13 protein-coding genes are annotated in these 18,037 nt (G+C 65.2%); 12 read left to right on the forward strand and 1 reads right to left on the reverse strand.

The window, feature by feature from the left end; translation table 11 throughout:
• The first annotated feature begins 216 nt into the window (after positions 1-216).
• The 10 genes from EV560_RS33120 to EV560_RS33165 all read left to right on the forward strand — a co-directional run bounded on the left by EV560_RS33120 (position 217) and on the right by EV560_RS33165 (position 12,396).
• Positions 217-1,572, forward strand: a complete 1,356-nt coding sequence (locus EV560_RS33120) for an LLM class flavin-dependent oxidoreductase (RefSeq protein WP_131860135.1) — start codon at positions 217-219, stop codon at positions 1,570-1,572.
• Between the two features lie 341 nt (positions 1,573-1,913).
• The gene (locus tag EV560_RS33125; RefSeq protein WP_131860136.1) at positions 1,914-2,726 is read left to right on the forward strand and encodes an ABC transporter ATP-binding protein; all 813 of its coding nucleotides are present in this window, start codon (positions 1,914-1,916) and stop codon (positions 2,724-2,726) included.
• Positions 2,727-2,766: 40 nt separating this feature from the next.
• Complete coding sequence (locus tag EV560_RS33130; protein WP_131860137.1) at positions 2,767-3,594, forward strand: ABC transporter permease; 828 nt, start codon at positions 2,767-2,769, stop codon at positions 3,592-3,594.
• Between the two features lie 69 nt (positions 3,595-3,663).
• Positions 3,664-4,716 (forward strand): ABC transporter substrate-binding protein, encoded by a 1,053-nt coding sequence (locus tag EV560_RS33135; protein ID WP_131860138.1) that lies wholly within the window; start codon positions 3,664-3,666, stop codon positions 4,714-4,716.
• 149 nt (positions 4,717-4,865) lie between these two features.
• A complete protein-coding gene (locus EV560_RS33140; protein ID WP_131860139.1) occupies positions 4,866-5,381 on the forward strand; it encodes a flavin reductase family protein in 516 nt (171 codons plus the stop codon).
• Between the two features lie 550 nt (positions 5,382-5,931).
• Complete coding sequence (locus EV560_RS33145) at positions 5,932-6,786, forward strand: FAD binding domain-containing protein (RefSeq protein ID WP_131860140.1); 855 nt, start codon at positions 5,932-5,934, stop codon at positions 6,784-6,786.
• Complete coding sequence (locus EV560_RS33150) at positions 6,783-9,098, forward strand: xanthine dehydrogenase family protein molybdopterin-binding subunit (RefSeq protein WP_131860141.1); 2,316 nt, start codon at positions 6,783-6,785, stop codon at positions 9,096-9,098. Before EV560_RS33145 ends, EV560_RS33150 begins: the two co-directional genes overlap by 4 nt.
• Positions 9,091-9,588, forward strand: coding sequence for a (2Fe-2S)-binding protein (locus tag EV560_RS33155; RefSeq protein WP_131860142.1), 498 nt, complete (start codon positions 9,091-9,093; stop codon positions 9,586-9,588). The genes EV560_RS33150 and EV560_RS33155 overlap by 8 nt, the downstream gene beginning before the upstream one ends.
• A complete protein-coding gene (locus tag EV560_RS33160; RefSeq protein WP_131860143.1) occupies positions 9,564-11,831 on the forward strand; it encodes a xanthine dehydrogenase family protein molybdopterin-binding subunit in 2,268 nt (755 codons plus the stop codon). Before EV560_RS33155 ends, EV560_RS33160 begins: the two co-directional genes overlap by 25 nt.
• A 64-nt stretch (positions 11,832-11,895) precedes the next feature.
• Positions 11,896-12,396, forward strand: coding sequence for a flavin reductase family protein (locus EV560_RS33165; RefSeq protein WP_165923755.1), 501 nt, complete (start codon positions 11,896-11,898; stop codon positions 12,394-12,396).
• Positions 12,397-12,471: 75 nt separating this feature from the next.
• Here the strand turns inward: EV560_RS33165 and rtcR are convergent, their stop codons facing one another.
• Positions 12,472-14,076, reverse strand: a complete 1,605-nt coding sequence (gene rtcR, locus EV560_RS33170; RefSeq protein ID WP_131860145.1) for an RNA repair transcriptional activator RtcR — start codon at positions 14,074-14,076, stop codon at positions 12,472-12,474.
• A 214-nt stretch (positions 14,077-14,290) separates the two neighbouring features.
• Here rtcR and EV560_RS33175 point away from each other — a divergent pair, with 214 nt between their 5' ends.
• Together EV560_RS33175 and EV560_RS33180 are read left to right on the forward strand one after the other, a co-directional pair.
• Positions 14,291-15,850, forward strand: a complete 1,560-nt coding sequence (locus tag EV560_RS33175) for a vWA domain-containing protein (RefSeq protein WP_131860146.1) — start codon at positions 14,291-14,293, stop codon at positions 15,848-15,850.
• A 779-nt stretch (positions 15,851-16,629) separates the two neighbouring features.
• Complete coding sequence (locus tag EV560_RS33180) at positions 16,630-18,030, forward strand: RtcB family protein (RefSeq protein ID WP_207908176.1); 1,401 nt, start codon at positions 16,630-16,632, stop codon at positions 18,028-18,030.
• Positions 18,031-18,037: the final 7 nt, after the last annotated feature.

The following is an 18,037-nucleotide window of genomic DNA, read 5'->3' on the forward strand; positions in this document are numbered from 1 at the left end:
CCGCCAGGCGTTCGGCGGGTCCGTCTCCGTCCGGGAAAACCGGCCTGGCCGCGCGTTTCATGGGGTCAAAAATTTGACCATATGTAAAATCAGGTCTATGATTTTCAAAATCAACGAGACGGGCGGCCTTTTCAAGAACGGTCGCAAAGCGGTTTCGAGGGGAAGGCTTCCGGCTGTCGCGTGACGGCACGGCAGAGCCGCGAAAGGTGCTGTATCATGAGCGAACAACCACGACAGATGCATCTCGGGGTGCTCCTTCTGGCCGCCGGCAACGTCGTTTCCGGCTGGCGGATGCCGGAGGCGCAGGCCGGGTCGCAGAATTTTCCGCTGATCCAGCAGGTCGCCAACACGGCCGAGCGCGGAAAGTTGGATTTCATTTTCCTGGCCGATGCGGTCAACACCTTTGCCGGGATGCACCCGTCCATGGTGCTGCGCCTCGAGCCGCTGACTCTGCTCGCCGCGCTCGCCATGAGCACGAGCCGGATCGGCCTGGCGGCGACAGCGTCGACGACCTACACCGAGCCCTATAATCTGGCGCGGATGCTGGCCTCGATCGACCATCTCAGCGGCGGCCGCGTCGCCTGGAACGTGGTCACCGGCGCCTTTGCCGAGGCTGCCGCGAATTTCGGCACGGCCAAGCACCCGCCGCATGAAGAGCGCTACGCGATCGCCGAAGAATTCGTCAAGGTCGCCAAGGGTCTCTGGGATAGCTGGGAAGAAGATTCCTTTGTAATGGACAAGGCGAGCGGCAAATATGTCGACGCCGACAAGATGCACGTCCTTAATCACCATGGAAAATTCTTCCAGGTGAAGGGGCCGCTCAACATCACCCGGCCGCCGCAGGGCTATCCGGTCATCTTGCAGGCCGGCGCCTCCGATACGGGTTGCAACTTCGCGGCGGCCGAGGCGGATGTCGTCTTCGTCGTCCAGCAGAACAAGGATGCCGCGCTTGCCTTCGCCAACCGCCTGCGCGGGCTGGCGGAGCAATATGGGCGCAATCCGGCGCATCTGAAGATCATGCCCGGCATCTGCCCGATCGTCGGCTCGACCGAGGCCGAGGCGCGCGCCAAGCTCGCCGAGCTCGGCGCGCTGGTCGATCCGGTCTACGCGATGAAGGTCCTATCGGAGCGCACCGGGCACGACATGTCGGTCTTCCCGCTCGATGGTCCCGTGCCGGAACTGCCGCCCTCCACGATCATGCAGGGGCATGCGATCACGCTGGCCAAGACGGCGCGCGAGCGCAACATGACCGTGCGCGAGCTGCGCGATTTCGTCGGCATGAGCATGGGCCACAAGCTGATCTGCGGCTCGCCCGAGCAGATCGCCGACGAACTGGAGGACTGGTTCAGGGCCGGTGCCGGCGACGGCTTCAACCTGCTGCCGCCCTGGTTCCCTGGCGGCATGGACGATTTCGTCGATCATGTCGTGCCGGTTCTGCAAAAGCGCGGCCTGTTCCGGACCGAATATACCGGTCACACCTTGCGGGAGCATCTCGGCATTCCCCGCCCGGACCATCCCGCGAAACAGCGAGCGGCCAGCGCTACCGGCGTTTCTGAGCCTGTGCTCACGTAATCGCGGCCTTGGGACGCCAGAGGCCTAAGCAATGTGAAGATGAACGTCGCGTGCGGTAGTCAAATATCGCCTGCGGCGGGCCCTTCTTCATGTCTCGCGACAGAGATCATCCTGCCCGGCATCGCACCATGCTCGTTTCAGGTGCAGTCTTTGAGGTAGTTGCCTAAATTTACATAGAGTGAAATTTTGATATCCGTCTTGAATGACATCAAAATTCATGCAATCAAATACAAGCTCGCAGCTTTTGCCACAGCGTGGATCGGGAGGCGGCCGCTGGTCGCATCGTTCTTGCAGGTCATGGTCGCATGCAGGCCGCCGCGTCGCCAGTTCGGGATGATGAAATGAATCTTGTTTCTCCGCGCAACGACGGCATCGCCCACACTGCCGTGCCGCATGCGGATTTCATGCTTCTCGAAGGCATCACCAAGACCTTCGACACGGCCTCGGGCGATACGGTCCAGGCACTGCGGCGGGTCGATCTGGCGATCGGCGATGGTCAGTTCGCGTCGGTCATCGGTTCGTCCGGCTGCGGCAAGACCACATTGATGCGGATCATCGCCGGACTCGAGCTCGACTATGGCGGGCGCGTCACCATTGGCGGGCGTGCGCATTCCGGGCCGAGCCGCGATATCGGCATCGTCTTCCAGGACGCCAACCTGCTGCCCTGGCGCACCATTCTCGACAACGTCATGCTGCCGGCCGAGGTGCTGAAGCTCGATCGCCAGGCTTCGCTCGACCGGGCGAAATGGCTGATCAGCCTGGTTGGGCTCGGCGGTTTCGAGGCGCGCTATCCCTCGGAACTCTCGGGCGGCATGCGCCAGCGCGCCGCAATCGCCCGCGCCCTCGTCCACGACCCCTCGGTGCTGCTGATGGACGAGCCCTTCGGCGCGCTCGACGCCCTGACGCGCGAGACGATGAATCTCGAGCTGCTGAAAATCTGGTCGGCCGCCAAGAAGACCGTGTTCATGATCACGCATTCGATCACGGAAGCCGTGTTCATGAGCGACCGCGTCATCGTGATGACGCCGCGTCCCGGACGCGTGGTCGATGACGTCACTATCGACCTGCCGCGACCGCGGACGCTCGACCTGATGAGCGAGCCGCAGTTCGGCGATTACACGCGCAAGCTTCGGCGGCGGTTGAACGAAGCCTGATCGCCAACGCCTCTTCCCGGTTTTCGCAGGAGTAGCTGGAATGACCACCGTGATGACTGCCTCGGATGCTCAAGGCAAGATCCGGCCATCGTCCAAGCCGCGGAAGAAGGGGCTCGACCGGCATGCCCGCCTGATCTCGATCGCGGGCTTCGTGTTCCTGATCGCCTTCTGGGAGGTGTCGGTCCGGCTCTTCTCGGTGCCGAACTATATCCTGCCGCCGCCATCCGAGGTCGCCGTGGCGCTCTATCGCGGCATCGCCTCGGGACTGCTGATCTACCATTTCGGCTTCACGGCCTTCCAGACGCTGACCGGCTTCGCGATCGCAGCCGTGGTCGGCGTGCTGATCGGCACGCTGGTGACGCAGTTCAAGATCCTCGACCTTGTCGTCTACCCATGGGTCGTCTCGATCCAGACCTTGCCGAAGGTTGCGATCGCGCCGCTGATCATCGTCTGGGCCGGCTATGGCATCCAGTCGAAGATCATCATCGTCATGCTGTCCTCGCTCTTCCCGATCCTGGTCAACACGATCGTCGGGATGCGCTCCTGCGACCAGGGCAAGCTCGACCTGATGCGCTCGCTGCAGGCGACGCGCTGGGAAACCTTCCGCAAGGTCCAGCTTCCCAATGCGCTGCCCTTCATCTTCGCAGGCCTCAACGTCTCGATCATCTTCGCGATCCTGGGCTCGATCGTCGGTGAATTCGTCGGCTCGCGCGCCGGCCTGGGCAATCAGATCCTCGAGGCGAACGTGCAGTTCAACGTCGCCCTCATCTTCGCGGTCCTGGTCATTCTCGGCCTGTTCGGCCTGACCTTGAGCACGATCATGCGCGCCATCCAGAAGCGCGTCCTGTTCTGGCATTCGGCCTCGTAGCCACGCCAGATCTCATCAGATGAATACTGCAGGCAATGCAGACGCCATAAGCAACAAAGGAGCGGGAACATGTTTGAACGGCTCAAATATCTGGCAGCCATCTCCGTGGCCGCCGGTGCAGTCTTGGGGGCAACCGTCGTCCAGGCCGCAGACAAGGTGGTCTACGCGCTGACGACGACGAACATCTCGGTGGGCAACGCGGCACAGTCCTCGGTGCCGCTCGGGATGGAATACTGGAAGAAGGAAGGGCTGGACGTCAGCGTCATCGGCCTTGCCGGCACGATGCTCGGCGTGCAGCAGATCGCGACGGGTGCGGTGCAATTCGCGACGGCGGGGCCGGAGACGGTGATGATTGCCCGGCAGAAGGGCCTGCCGATCGTCGCGGTCTACGTCATGTCGACGCCGATCTACGAGACGGTCGTCACCGACGACAAGATCAAGAGCTTCAAGGACCTGAAGGGCATGACGATCGGTCTGCCGGAGATGGCCTCGGGCTCGCTGCCCTATGCGCGCTCGGCCGTAAAAGATGCCGGGCTCGATCCCGACAAGGACGTGAAGTTCATCTCGGTCGGCCTTGGCTCCTCGGCCGCCAATGCGATCCGCCAGAAGGAGATCGCGGCCTGGTCGGTCTGGGATACCGGCGTCTCGGCCCTGGAGAATAGCGGCTTCAAGTTCACCAAGATCGACCCGCCCTGGCTCTCGAAAATGCCGGGCAACGTCATCATCACCCATGAGGACCTGGTGAAGAACCATCCGGAGGTGGTGGTGAAGTTCCTGCGCGGCCTGGCGAAGGCGACGGCCTTCTCGCTCGCCAATCCCGAGGCGACGATCCGCAATCATTGGGCGATGTATCCGGCGACCAAGCCGCAGGAGGTCACGCCCAAGACCTTCGCCGACTCGGTCAACATCTACAAGTCGCGCGCCTCGCGCATGGTGAAGTCGCCCGGCCGCAAATGGGGCGAGAGCGTCGATGCGGAGTGGGACAACATCCTCCGCTATTCGGTCGAGCCGCTCGGCGGCACCGAGGCGATGCGGGCCTCCTACACCAACAGGTTCATCGACGAGGTCAACAAATTCGACGACGCGGCGGTGGATGCCGAGGCCAAGGCCTCGAAGTGGTGAGCTGAAGCCGGCGACCCTTACGCTGCCAGACGAGGCTTGCGCCTCGTCTGGGCCTGGGGCGGATAGCGGGGTCGCGCGCAGCAAGACGCCGGGCGGGCTCGCGTCGAGGCGGCCCAGAAGCGCGGAAATGCTCTAGGGATGGAATAGCAATGAAGGCGCCCAAGGATTTGCCGCTCGATGCCCTCGCGTTCCGCGACAGAATGGGACGGTACGCATCCGGCATCACGATCATCGGCGGCCTGGTCGGGGACGAGCCTGCCGGCTTTACCTGCCAATCGTTCTACAGCGTGTCGAGCGATCCGCCGCTGGTCTCGTTCTGCGTGATGAAGACCTCGACAAGCTGGCCGCGCATCCGCCCCGGCGGACGCTTCTCCGTCAATGTCCTGTCCGAGGGGCAGCAGGAGATCTCACGGGCCTTTGCCCGCTCCGGCGGACAGAAATGGCTCGGCATCAAATGGGGGCTGTCGCTCGGCGGCAATCCGCTGATCGAGAAGACGCTGATGTGGCTCGACTGCGAGGTCTTCGCCGAGCACGAGGCGGGCGACCACTTCATCGTCATCGGCAAGGTCAAGGACATGAGCCCGGCCGACTGGCACGAGCATGGCACGCCGCTGCTCTATTTCCGCGGCCAGTATCATCACCTGCGCAGCGCGGCGACGGCCTGATGCGTCAAAACTATAGGCAGGAGATTTTCGCGATTCGAAGAAACGCGGAAATGCTCCAGGCGCCGTCTCGCAATGCGCCGCCGCAAGAGGCTGAGAGGGGCCCGGCGGCAAGCGCGACCAGAGGGGGAGCAGATGGCAGGATTGCGCATGCTCTGGAATCACGTCCGGAGCTACCTGATGGAAGCCGCTTGGGAAATCGGGAGGGGACATTGCGTCTACTCCCCCGACGACATGGTCTCCACGATGGTCTTGTCCGATCTTCGCGAGCGCGAGTGAGCGGGGCAGATCAGCGCTCCCCGATCTTCGCGTGGTTCCAGCCGCCAGCATGAGCCGGGTTAAAAAATTTCTATGATATTCAAATCGCCTTTGCCGCAGTTCAAGCCGTGCCATAGGGTGTGCCAGCATCGGGATGGCATTGGGGATGGGTCATGAATGTGTCGGGACCGATCTGCGTGGAGCGACCATCCGGGCCGATTTTTCCTGCGCTAGGCTTTAGAATCGTTACCGTGCCGACCTTGCGCCGCTCCAGTTCCGGATTTGAATCCCGCTCATGAAGCCTGCTTCCTTCGTTTATGTCCGGCCGGGCTCGCGCTCCGAGATCGTGGCTGCTCTCGCCGAGCACGGCGCCGACGGCAAGGTCCTGGCCGGCGGCCAGAGCCTGGTCGCGGCCATGAACTTCCGGCTGGCCCGGCCCGGCGTCATCATCGACATCAACCGGGCGGGCGATCTCGATTATTTGCGGCCGTCGGGCGATGTCCTGGCGATCGGCGCGCTGACGCGCCATGCGGCCTTCCACAAGCCGCCCGTCGAGGGGCCGCTTGGTGCGCTGCTGGCCAAGGTCGTCCGCCATATCGCGCATTACCCGATCCGTCAGCGCGGCACCTTCACGGGCAGCCTCGCCCATGCCGACCCGGCTTCCGAATGGTGCCTCGTCGCCGCCACGCTCGGCGCGGAGATGGTGATCGCCAATAACAATGGCGAGCGGACCTGCCCGGCCGCGGAGTTCTTCCGGGGCACCTTCACCACAGCCGTCGGCGAACAGGATCTGCTTGCGGAGGTCCGCCTGCCCATGCTCGGTGCGGGCTGGCGCAGCGGCTTCCATGAATTCTCGCGGCGTGCCGGCGATTTCGCCCTGGCCATGTCGCTCGCCGCGCTCAAGCTCGAGAATGGCGTCATCACGGCGGCTCGGCTCGGCGTCGGAGGCGTCTCCGACCGGGCGATCCGGCTGTCCAAACTCGAACAGGAACTCGTCGGCAAGCCGCCGTCCAAGGCTCTGTTCCAGGATGTGGCGGCCTCGGCGCAGGCCGGTATCAGGCCCACGGCCGATATCCACGGCTCGTCCGAATATCGCAGCGACCTGATCCGTGCCGTCGTCGGCCGCGCCCTGACCGAGGCAGCGGCATGAGCTGGATCGGCCGTTCGCTGCCGCGTCTCGAAGATCCGTCGCTGCTGGTGGGGCAGGGGCGCTACGTGGCCGACCTCGCCCGTGGTGCTGCCGCCGTGAAATTCGTGCGCAGCCCAATCGCGGCCGGGCGTATCCTCGGCATCGAGGCCCCGGAGGGAGAGCTCGTCTTCACCGCCGCCGACCTTGCCGGTGTCCGGCCGATCTGCCCGATCCTGCATCGCCCGGACTATATCGCCGTCGAGCAGCCTGTCCTGGCCAAGGACCGCGTGATGTTCTGCGGCCAGGCGCTGGCCATCGTCGTCGCCGCGGATCAGGGCCTCGCCGAGGATCTCGCCGAGCAGGTCTTCGCCGATATCGAGGCGGAGGATGCCATCATCGATTTCGAGGGCGCGCTCGCCGAGGGCGCCGCGGCGGTGCATGCGCATGCGCCCGGCAACGTCCTGGTCGAGGGCAAGCTGCGAAGCCCTGGCCTCGACGCCGTCTTCGCCGATGCGGCCGAGATCGTCGCGCTCGATCTGCGCTCGGGCCGGCAATCGGCCATGCCGCTCGAGGGCCGCGGCGGCCTTGCCCGCTATGACGACATCTCCGGCCGCGTCACGCTCTATGCCTCCGTGCAGATGCCGCACATGCTCCGCACCGGCATCGCCGATACGCTGATGATGCCGGAATCGGACCTGCGCGTGGTCGCGCCGGATGTCGGCGGTGGCTTCGGCCAGAAGATGTCGCTCTTTCCCGAATATGTCGCGCTGGTCTGGCTCGCGCGGCACCTGAAGCGCGACCTCGCCTGGATCGAGGATCGCCGCGAGAATTTCCTGGCTTCGGCTCATAGCCGCGATCAGGCCTTCTCGGTGCGCGGCGCCTTCGCCAAGGACGGCACGTTGCTCGGGCTCGACGCCGATCTGAAAAGCAATGTCGGCGCCTTCTCCTGCTATCCGGTCACCTGTGGCGTCGAGCCCCTGATGGCGCTCGCGGAGCTGCCGGGGCCGTACAAGGTCGCCGAATACGGCGTGCGTTCGCGCGGGGTCACCACCAATACCGGCATGATGGCGCCCTATCGCGGGGTCTCGCGGCCGATGCTGACGCTCACCATGGAGCGGATGATGGACGTGGCGGCCAGGCGCCTCGGCCTCGACCCGCTCGAGATCCGGCGCCGCAACCTGATCGACACGTTCCCGCATCGCTCGCCGACCGGGCTCGTCTATGACGAGGGCTCCTACAAGGAGGCGATGGAGCGCGCGGCGGAAGCGATCGATGTCGCAGCCTTCCGCGAGCGCCAGGCCAAGGCGCGGGCACAGGGCCGCCATCTCGGCATCGGCTTCTCGGTCTTCAGCGAGCGCACCGGTTATGGCACGCCGGCCTATGCGGCGCGTGGCATGGGGATCGTGCCGGGCTATGAGATCGTCTCCTGCACCATGGACCCGTCCGGCTTCGTCGAGGCCCGGATCGGCTCTTCGCCGCATGGGCAGGGCCTGAAGACAGCGCTCGCGCAGCTCATCGCCGACGAACTCGGCACCGTGCCGGAGAAGGTCAGGATCATCTCCGGCGATACCGACGCGACACCCTATGGCTGGGGCACCTTCGCCAGCCGCTCGATGGTGATCGCCGGCGGCGCCTGCAAGCTCGCGGCTGGCAAGGTCGCGGTCCGGCTGAAGATCGTCGCCGCTGTGCTGATGCAGGCGAAGGCCGAGGATGTGGTTCTGGAGGATGGGCTCGCCCGCGTGGTCGGGACCAATCTCTCGTTGCCGATTCCTGAGGTGGCGCGCGCCGCCTACCACCAGAGTCATCGCTTTCCCGAGGCTGGGCCGGGCCTGGTCGAGAACGCGACCTATGATCCGGGCGGCACCTTTTCCAATGCCTGCCATGCCTGCATCGTCGAGGTCGATGTCGAGACCGGCGGCGTCACGATCGAGCGTTTCGTCGTTGCCGAGGATGCCGGACTCCTGATCAACCCGATGATCGTCGACGGGCAGATCCATGGCGGCGTCGCCCAGGGCATCGCCAACGCCCTGTTCGAGGAGCTGGTCTATGACGAGACGGGCAACCTGCTCACCGTCTCGCTCGCCGACTACCTGCCGCCGACGATCGCGGAGATGCCGACGATCGAGATCGAGCATCTGGTCACGATCACCGATGCCAGCATCACCAAGGCCAAGGGCGTCGGCGAAGGCGGTGCGATCGGTGCGCCGGCGGCGGTGCTCAACGCGATCGTCGATGCGCTCTCGCCCTATGGCGTCGAGCTCTTCCAGATGCCCGCCACCCCGCAACGCATTCGTGCGCTCATCCGAGACGCTGAACGGAAAGCCCATGGCTGAGAAACATGCCATCACGCTCAACGCGAACGGCAAGGACTATCGCATCTCGGTCGAGGCGCGGCGCACCCTCGCCGACGCCCTGCGCGACGATTGCGGGCTGACCGGAACCCATCTCGGCTGCGAGCACGGCGTCTGCGGCGCCTGCACCGTCCTCGTCGACGGCAAGCCCGTGCGCTCCTGCCTGATGTTCGCTGTTCAAGCCGAGGGGCAAGCGGTGCGCACGGTCGAGGGGCTGGCCAAGGGCGAGGTACTGCACCCGCTGCAGAAGGCGTTCTGGGAGAATCACGGCCTGCAATGCGGCTTCTGCACGCCGGGCTTCCTGATGCTGGCGACCGGAGCGCTGGAGGCCGAGCCCGACCTGAGCGAGGCCGAGCTTCGCGACATCCTGTCCTCGAACCTGTGCCGCTGCACCGGCTATCAGAACATCATCAAGTCCGTCTGCGCCGCCGCGAGCGAGATGCGTGCATGTCCGCCATCGGCCGATCGCTGAAGCGGCTGGAGGATCGCCCGCTCCTGACCGGGGCGGGCCGCTTCGCAGCCGATAACCGCGCCGACGGCCAGATCCATATGCGGGTCGTGCGCTCGCCGATCGCCTTCGGCCGCATTGTCGGCATCGAGACGGAGGATGCGGCGGCGCTGGCGGGCGTCGTTGCCGTCTGGACGGCCGCCGACATTGCCGACCTGCCGCCGATCGACTTCCGCATGACCCGGATCGCCGGGCTCGAGCCCTATCGCCAGCACGTCCTGGCGCGGGACTATGTCCGCTATGTCGGCGATCCCGTCGCGGTCGTCTTCGCCGAGGACCCGTACACGGCCGAGGACGCGGCCGAACTCGTCTTCTGCGATATCGAGGAGGAGGAACCCTGCCTCGATGCAACGGCTGAACCGGTGCCGTTCATGCCGGAACGGCATCCCGGCCTGCTCAGCGAGCCGGCGACCATCGTCAAATCCTATGGCGATATCGACGCTGCCTTCGCCGGCGCCGCCCATGTCCTCGAGCTGGAGCTGAAGGTCGGCCGGCATACCGGAGTGCCGCTCGAAGCGCGCGGCGCGTTGGCGGTGCATGATCGCGAAACCGGCATGCTCACCATGTACGGCGCCGCCAAGGTACCGCATTACAATCGCGACAGCATCGCGCGCATGCTCGGCCTGCCGCAGGACAAGGTTCGCCTCAGCGAGGGCCATGTCGGCGGCGGCTTCGGCATCAGAGGCGAGCTTTATCCCGAGGATGTGCTCGTCTGCGCGGCGGCCTACCGGCTTGGCGTCCCGGTGAAATGGGTCGAGGATCGGCGCGAGCACCTCATGGCCGCCAACCACTCGCGCGACCAGGTGCACCGGCTCCGCGCCGCGGTCGATCCGAACGGATTCGTGCGTGGGCTCACCGACACGTTCTTCACCGATCAGGGCGGTTATGTCCGCACCCATGGCGGCACGGTCTCGGACCTCGCCGCCGCGCTGCTGCCGGGGCCCTATCTCATTCCGGCCTATCGCGTCGAAGGCCATATCAGGCTGACGAACAAGACGCCCTCGGGCACCTACCGCGCGCCCGGCCGCTACGAGACTACCTTCGTTCGCGAGCGGCTGATGGATGCGGTCGCCGCCCGGCTCGGGCTCGATGCCGTGGAGGTGCGCCGGGTCAATCTCATTCCCGAGGACAGGATGCCGTTCGACCGCGGCATCGAGGCGCTCGGCACCCACGTCCTCTACGATTCCGGCAAATATCATGACCTGCTCGAGCGGACCCTGAAGCATCTCGACTATGCCGCGCTCCGCTCGGAGCTGGAGAACCGCCGCGCCGCCGGCGAGGCGGTCGGGCTCGGCCTCGCCTTCTTCGTCGAGAAGAGCGGATTGGGTCCGCATGATCTCGTCAGGATGGCGGTCCTGCCGGACGACACGATCGAGATCGTCACCGGTGCGGCCTCCGTCGGCCAGGGCGTCGAGACGGTCATGGCACAGGTCTGCTCGGACGTCATCGGTATGCCGATCGAACGGATCCGCGTCGTGCACGGCCAGACCGACCGGATTCCGATCGGCTTCGGCGCCTTCGCTTCCCGCGTGACGGTCATGACGGGCTCTGCCGTCAAGATCGCCTCGGAAGCGCTGCGCGACAAGGCGTGCGCCCTGGCGGCGCCCTTGCTCCAGGCTGATATCGACGACCTCGTCCTGGAGGCCGGCCGGGTCGTCTCGCGCAGCAGCGGCGCCGGGATCGGCCTTGCCGAGATCGCGTCGCAATCGGCCGAGGCGCTTGACGCCGAAGGGCTCTTTCGCGCCGACCATATGAACTATCCTTACGGCATCCATGTCGCGCAGGTCCGGGTCGATACCGAGCTCTGCGGAGTGAAGGTCGAGCGCTATCTCGTCGCCTACGACATCGGCCGGATGATCAATCCCATGCTGGTCGAGGGGCAGATCGTCGGCGCCGCTGCACAGGGAATCGGCGGCGCCCTGCTCGAGGAGTTCGTCTATGACGAAGCCGGCCAGCCTCTCGCGACCAGCTTCGCCGATTACCTGATGCCGACGGCGCATGAGATGCCGCCGGTCGAGGTGCTGGTCAGGGAGGACGCGCCGAGTCCGCAGAACCCGCTGGGCGTCAAGGGAGCGGGCGAAGGCGGCATCACCGCGGCCGGTGCGGCGATCGCGGCTGCGGTCGACGACGCGCTGGGGCGGCCTGGCCTGGTGACGCGCTTGCCGATCGTGCCCACGCGGCTGCATGCGAGTCTGTATCCGCGATGAAGCGAGCATGGCGCGTCGGGAGAGACGCCCCTCAGGTCAAGAATTGCTACGGCGAGAGGTCGGCATGAGCACCGAAAACAAACCGGCTGAAGAGCTTAGCCCCGGTCAGTTCTGGCAGGTCCTGGGCCGCCGTGCCACGGGGATGACGATCGTGACCACCCGCCATGACGATGCCGTGTTCGGGTTCGTCGGGCTTTCGGCTACCCATGTCACCGCTCAACCTCCGACTCTGCTGGTCTCTCTCGATCGTGGCACGACCGCGCTGGGACCGATCACGCAAAGCGGGGCGTTTGCGGTGAACTACCTGGCGAACGACCAGCGCCAAGTTGCAGAGGGTTTTCTGGCCCGGGGCACGCCGATGGCCGAGCGCTTCTCGAGGGGAAACTGGGATCGGCTGGAGACCGGAGCGCCGGTCCTGCAGGACGCGCTCGGCGCCTTCGACTGCCGGGTCGAGGAGATGATCGAACGTCCGACCGCCGTGATCGTGATTGGCCGCGTCGTTGGCTGGTCGCTGGGGCATGATCGCTCGCCCCTGGTCTTCCATAAGGGCGCCTTGGTCGAATAATTTCCAGCAATTGCTTGGGGTGCGTCAAAGGCAAGCAAGCAATTCGGCAGGCCGGATGGGCGCCGGTCCAATGGTCTAGCCCTCTGACACATCCTCGAATTTCAAGGCGAAGCGCGCCAGGTATTTGCGCAGCCTGTCGGCATCGTTGCCGCTCGTCTTGGCCGCGCGCGAGACCGAGAACAGCTTGCGCCCCGCCGCGCTGAGCGTGCGGCTCTCGCGGCAGACCGCGATGACCGCCGCCAGTTGAGCTCGGTCGAACAGGTCGATTTCGTCGACGCGATCGCGCCCCAGGATGTCGGCAAGCCGCGCCTCGTGATCGGGAGCTGCGGCCTGGCCGGCATACCAATGCTCCGATAGCCGCGTGATCTCATCGCGCACCGTCGCTTCGTTGATACGACCTTGCGGGGCGAGCGTCGCCATCCTTGTGATCGACGCCGAGAGGTCGCGGAAATTGGCGCGCCAGGCGGAATCGGGGGCGATGGCGAATTTGAGATAGAGCTCGCGCGCCTCCTTGTTGAAAGCGACGTTCTGCCGTTCGCGCTCCGCAAAGCGGCGCAGCTCGAAATCGAGATTGGGCTCGATATCCTCCTTGCGATCTCGCAGCGCCGGCAAGCGGAAGGTCCAGAGATTGAGCCGCGCGAACAGGTCCTCGCGAAACGTCCCCTCGCGCACGCTGGCCGAAAGATCGCGGTTGGTGCCGGCGATGAGCTGGAAATCGGAGGTCCGATCGCGATCGGAGCCCATCGGCAGGAAGCGCTTCTCCTCGATCGCACGCAGGCACATCGCCTGCTCGTCGAGCCCGAGTTCTCCGATCTCGTCGAGGAACAGCACGCCCTTGTCGGCAGCCTTCATCAGGCCAGGGCGGTCGCTTTGGGCGCCGGTGAAGGCACCTTTCACATGGCCGAACAGGGTCGACATCGCCTGGTCGCCGCGCAACGTCGCGCAGTTGACCTCGACGAAGTCACCGGGGACCTGGTGCTGGGCCTTCTTCAGCTCATAGATGCGTCTTGCGAGCTGCGATTTGCCGGCTCCGGTCGGGCCGGTCAGCAGCACCGGCGCACGCGAGCGGATCGCGACCTTTTCGATCTGGTCGATCATCGCGTTGAAGGCTGCGCTACGCGTTGCGATGCCGGATTTCAGGAAGGAGGTCGCCTCCTCGTGCTCAGCAGCGAAACGTGTGGCGATCTCGTCATAGCGCGACAGATCGAGGTCGATGATGGAGTGGCTGCCCGCATAGTCGCCGTTCTCCGGACGCCCGCGCGGCGGCGACAGCTGGAGCAGCCGGCCCGGGATGTAGCGCGCCTCGACCAGCAGAAACCAGCAGATCTGCGCGACATGGGTGCCGGTGGTGATGTTGACGAAATAATCCTCGCGCTCGGGGTCGAAGGGATAGGAGCGGGCGAAATCGCGCAGGCCGGTATAGACCTCGCTGAAATCCCACGGATCCTTCATCGAGACGCTATGTTCGCGGACCTCCGTCGCCGGCGAGACGGTCCCGATATCGGCAATGATCTCGCGCGCCAGACCGATGGAATTGGAGCCGTGAAGCAGTTCCAGCCGGTCGATGAACAGGCCCTTCTGCTGGCATAGGGCGACCGTCGGGCGCCAACGCTTCCAACGCTCGCCGCGCCCGGCGTCGAGGGTCGTTCCGAGAATGCTGATCGCGACGCGACGGCGCATAGTCGTCTATCCCATGATCTAGTATATTATCCTAGTGGATAGATATTAGCGGCGCCAGCCTATCGGCGCCAATGCTTGAGCAGCGTGAAGAGAAAAATTTTTCTCCTTTGTTTTCAAAATTTTGACGCGGAAACGGCTCCGACCGCGTCGGCACTCTCCAGCAGTTGGCACGAAGCCTGAAATGAGGAGCTCGTGAAAACGAAGGACGAAGACGATGGCAAACAAATCCGTGTTTGCGACGATGGCAGGAACGCTGCTCCCACGCACTGACGCCGCGAACCATGCAGGGGCACAGGCCTATGGCCTGTCGCCTCGGCAGGCCCTGGCGCAGCTGGCGGCGACGGGAACGTTCAACGCGACCTTCTATGCCGGGGCGCGGGAGCAGCTGACCGACATTCTGGAGCTGGCCTCGCAGGTCGAACCGGAATTCCTGGCGAAGACCGCGATGTTCGCATTCGAGAAGGGCTACATGAAGGACATGCCGGCACTGCTGCTCGCGGTGTTGTCCTGCCTGCATGGCGACGAGTTCGGCCGCGCATTCCCGCGCATCGTCCGGAACGGCAAGATGCTGCGCAACTTCGTGCAGGTCATGCGGTCCGGTGCGACCGGGCGCAAGTCGCTCGGGACGCGGCCGAAGCGCTTCGTCCAGGCCTGGCTCGAGCAGGCCCATGATATCGAGATCATGCGCGCCGCGGTCGGCAATGAGCCGTCCCTGGCCGATGTGATCAAGATGGTGCATCCGAAGCCGGCATCGGCGGCGCGTGCGGCGCTGTACGGCTATCTGATCGGCAAGCCGCACGATGTGCTGGCGCTGCCGGAGCTGGTCAAGGCTTTCGAGGCGTTCAAGCGCGACCCGTCGCTGCCGGTGCCGGCGGTGCCGTTCCAGATGCTGACGGCGCTGCCCCTCACCAGGGAGCACTGGGTCCAGATCGCCGAGACGTCTGGTTGGCAGATGTTGCGCCAGAACCTCAACAGCTTCGCCCGCAACGGTGTGTTCGAGGTCGAGGGGTTCGCCGAGCAGGTGGCGAGGCGGCTGCGCGATCCGGAGGAAATCCAGCGTGCCAGGGTGTTCCCGTATCAGCTGATGGTGGCCTTCACCATGGCTGACGCGGCGGTGCCCAAGCTGGTGAAGGACGCGTTGCAGGAGGCGATGGAGATCGCTTTGGCCAACGTGCCCGCGATCGACGGTCGCGTCGTAGTCTGCCCGGACGTGTCGGGCTCGATGAGCTCGTCCGTGACGGGATACCGTCAGGGCGCCTCGAGCAAGGTGCGCTGCATCGATGTTGCGGCCTTGGTGGCGGCGGCGCTCCTGCGGGCCAACCGCACGGCGCGGGTGCTGCCTTTCGAGCAGGATGTGGTCGAGATCGACCTCAACCCGCGCGATGCGGTGATGACCAACGCGGCCAGGCTGGCTGCGATCGGCGGCGGCGGGACGAACTGCTCCGCTCCGCTGGAGCGGCTGGCACAGGAGAAGGCGAAGGTCGATCTCGTCGTCTTCGTCTCGGACAACCAGTCCTGGGTGGATGCCTCGGCGCATGCACATCAGGGCACCGGGCCAATGCAGGCGTGGAGCAAGGTGAAGATGACGAACCCGCAGGCGAAGCTCGTCTGCATCGACATCCAGCCCTACGCCACGACGCAGGCGAAGAGCGGAAGCGACATCCTGAATGTCGGCGGCTTCTCCGACCAGGTCTTCGAGGTGATTGCCACGATGGCCGGGACCGAGACCGGTGCCGACCATTGGGTCGAGCAGATCGAGGCCATGACGTTATAGGCCCCCGGCGGCAATTCGGCCGCCAGGGTTTCAGGAGAAGGATCGCTTTCTGGCATGACGAATGCCGATGGGACTACATGGTCGCGGGTTCGATGCCCGCCGGGTCCACCATCTGGGGGCCCGTAGCTCAGTGGTAGAGCGTGCGTCTCATCCCCACTCGTCGTCATGATGAAAGCCGGAATGGGAAGAAGATAACGCGGACGGTTGGGCATGACGAATGCCGATGGAACTACAGGCAGTCCCCTGTCCGTCGCAAGGCGGGCGATGTTTCATCACCACTTGTCGTCATGACCTCGAACGAGGATTGGAGACTTCACAGCACCCGGCAAATGCAGGCGGGACTACAGGTAGAGCAGCCAAGGCGTATGCCGAGGCAGGTCGGATGTTCAGATCATCCCGTCCTTCCCTGGAAGGGCGTAGCTCAGAACAGGGGTCTCGCCGCCCTTCGTTGCCGGGACCAGAGACCAAGCATGGCGAATGCCTGCGGGACTACATCGGTCGTAGTGGTTCGAATCCACATCCGATTCGTCGGACGAAAGGCGTCCCGCAAATCCTCGTCGCCATGACCGAGTTGGAACGGCTGAATGCAAACGGGACTACAGGCAGACGCAGCCTGCTTCGGCAGGTGCCGAAAGGCGTGAAGGTTCCAACCCTTCCCTCGCTCGCGCGAGGTGGCGGAAACAGTCTCGTGACCCTTGTCAGCCGGTCCGGACGACATTCGAGATGAACATTGCAGCGCAAGCGGCCGCGTGGCGGAGGCATGCGGAAAGAGAGACGAGATGACTGAAGTTCTGAGTGGGCAGGACCTGATCGATGCCGGGGTCAAGCAGGGCAAGTGGTTCGGCCGCGCGCTCGCGGCCGGAAACGCGCTGCTGGAAAAAGGCGGTTCCTTCGAGGAGGCGATCGCTGTCGCGCGCGGCTTCGAGCCGCCCCCGGCGACGCCGCTCTATCCCGTCGGAACCGTGCCGTTCCATCTGAACATCGAGGCGGAGACGCCGGAGGAGGAGGCGAATATCGCCTCGGTCGTGCTCAGCATGACCGAGCTGATGCGCACGCCGGTCGTCCGCGCCGGCGCGGTCATGCCCGATGCCTGCCCTGCCGGCCCTGTCGGCACGATTCCCGTCGGCGGCGTCGCGGTCTCGGAAGGGATCCATCCCGGTATGCATTCGGCCGATATCTGCTGCTCGATGGCGATCTCGGTCTTTCCCGGCATCGCTCCGGCCGCTCTGCTGGATGCCGTCCAGGTCGTCACGCATTTCGGCCCCGGGGGGCGGCCGCGCGGCCAGCAGATCAGGCCGCCGGCGCATGTGCTTGAGCGCTTCGCGGAGAACCCGCTGCTGCGCGACGGAACGAGCGCCGCGATCGAGCATTTCGGCACGCAGGGCGACGGCAACCACTTCGCCTATGTCGGCACGCTGAAGTCGAGCGGCGAGACGGCGCTGGTGACGCATCACGGCTCGCGCGGCCCCGGTGCGCGGCTCTACAGCAAGGGCATGCGCATCGCCGAGGATCTCCGCAAGCTGCTCTCGCCGCAGACAGCACCGCAGAATGCCTGGATTCCGGCCGATACGCGCGAGGGCGACGAGTACTGGGCAGCGTTGCAGGCCATCCGCGAATGGACAAAGCAGAGCCATCTCGTCATCCACGACATGGCGGCCGAGCGGCTGTCGGCACGTGTCGCCGACCGGTTCTGGAACGAGCACAACTTCGTCTTCCGGCGCTCGGACGGGCTGTTCTATCACGGCAAGGGCGCGACGCCGGCCTTCGACGGCTGGGCCGAGGACGCGACCGACCTCACGCTGATTCCGCTCAACATGGCGGAGCCGGTGCTGATCGTGCGCGGCAAGAACGCGGCCAACGGCCTTGGTTTCTCGCCGCATGGGGCGGGGCGGAACTTCTCGCGTACCCAGCACAAGCGCAGGCTTGCGGGCCGCACCGACGCGGAGATCTTCGCGGAGGAGACCAAGGATATCGACGCGCGCTTCTTCTCCGGCGTGACCGATATCTCGGAGCTGCCGAGCGCTTACAAGCACGCGGCCTCGGTGCGCCGGCAGATCGAGCGCTATGGCCTGGCTGATGTGGTCGACGAGGTGCTGCCCTATGGCTGCATCATGGCCGGCGACTGGCAGGCCGACGCGCCCTGGCGCCGGAAGAAACAGCGGCAGCAGGGCGAGAGCTGAGCTCTGA

The organism is Allobosea sp. BK604, from assembly GCF_004341515.1.
GTDB lineage: Bacteria > Pseudomonadota > Alphaproteobacteria > Rhizobiales > Beijerinckiaceae > Allobosea.

What these genes read in the sequence shown, in the direction of transcription:
- EV560_RS33120 (WP_131860135.1), top strand. Translation starts at nt 217, where the DNA reads ATGAGCGAACAACCACGACAGATGCATCTCGGGGTGCTCCTTCTGGCC.
- EV560_RS33125 (WP_131860136.1), top strand. Translation starts at nt 1,914, where the DNA reads ATGAATCTTGTTTCTCCGCGCAACGACGGCATCGCCCACACTGCCGTG.
- EV560_RS33130 (WP_131860137.1), top strand. Translation starts at nt 2,767, where the DNA reads ATGACCACCGTGATGACTGCCTCGGATGCTCAAGGCAAGATCCGGCCA.
- EV560_RS33135 (WP_131860138.1), top strand. Translation starts at nt 3,664, where the DNA reads ATGTTTGAACGGCTCAAATATCTGGCAGCCATCTCCGTGGCCGCCGGT.
- EV560_RS33140 (WP_131860139.1), top strand. Translation starts at nt 4,866, where the DNA reads ATGAAGGCGCCCAAGGATTTGCCGCTCGATGCCCTCGCGTTCCGCGAC.
- EV560_RS33145 (WP_131860140.1), top strand. Translation starts at nt 5,932, where the DNA reads ATGAAGCCTGCTTCCTTCGTTTATGTCCGGCCGGGCTCGCGCTCCGAG.
- EV560_RS33150 (WP_131860141.1), top strand. Translation starts at nt 6,783, where the DNA reads ATGAGCTGGATCGGCCGTTCGCTGCCGCGTCTCGAAGATCCGTCGCTG.
- EV560_RS33155 (WP_131860142.1), top strand. Translation starts at nt 9,091, where the DNA reads ATGGCTGAGAAACATGCCATCACGCTCAACGCGAACGGCAAGGACTAT.
- EV560_RS33160 (WP_131860143.1), top strand. Translation starts at nt 9,564, where the DNA reads ATGTCCGCCATCGGCCGATCGCTGAAGCGGCTGGAGGATCGCCCGCTC.
- EV560_RS33165 (WP_165923755.1), top strand. Translation starts at nt 11,896, where the DNA reads ATGAGCACCGAAAACAAACCGGCTGAAGAGCTTAGCCCCGGTCAGTTC.
- rtcR (WP_131860145.1), bottom strand. Translation starts at nt 14,076, where the DNA reads ATGCGCCGTCGCGTCGCGATCAGCATTCTCGGAACGACCCTCGACGCC.
- EV560_RS33175 (WP_131860146.1), top strand. Translation starts at nt 14,291, where the DNA reads ATGGCAAACAAATCCGTGTTTGCGACGATGGCAGGAACGCTGCTCCCA.
- EV560_RS33180 (WP_207908176.1), top strand. Translation starts at nt 16,630, where the DNA reads ATGACTGAAGTTCTGAGTGGGCAGGACCTGATCGATGCCGGGGTCAAG.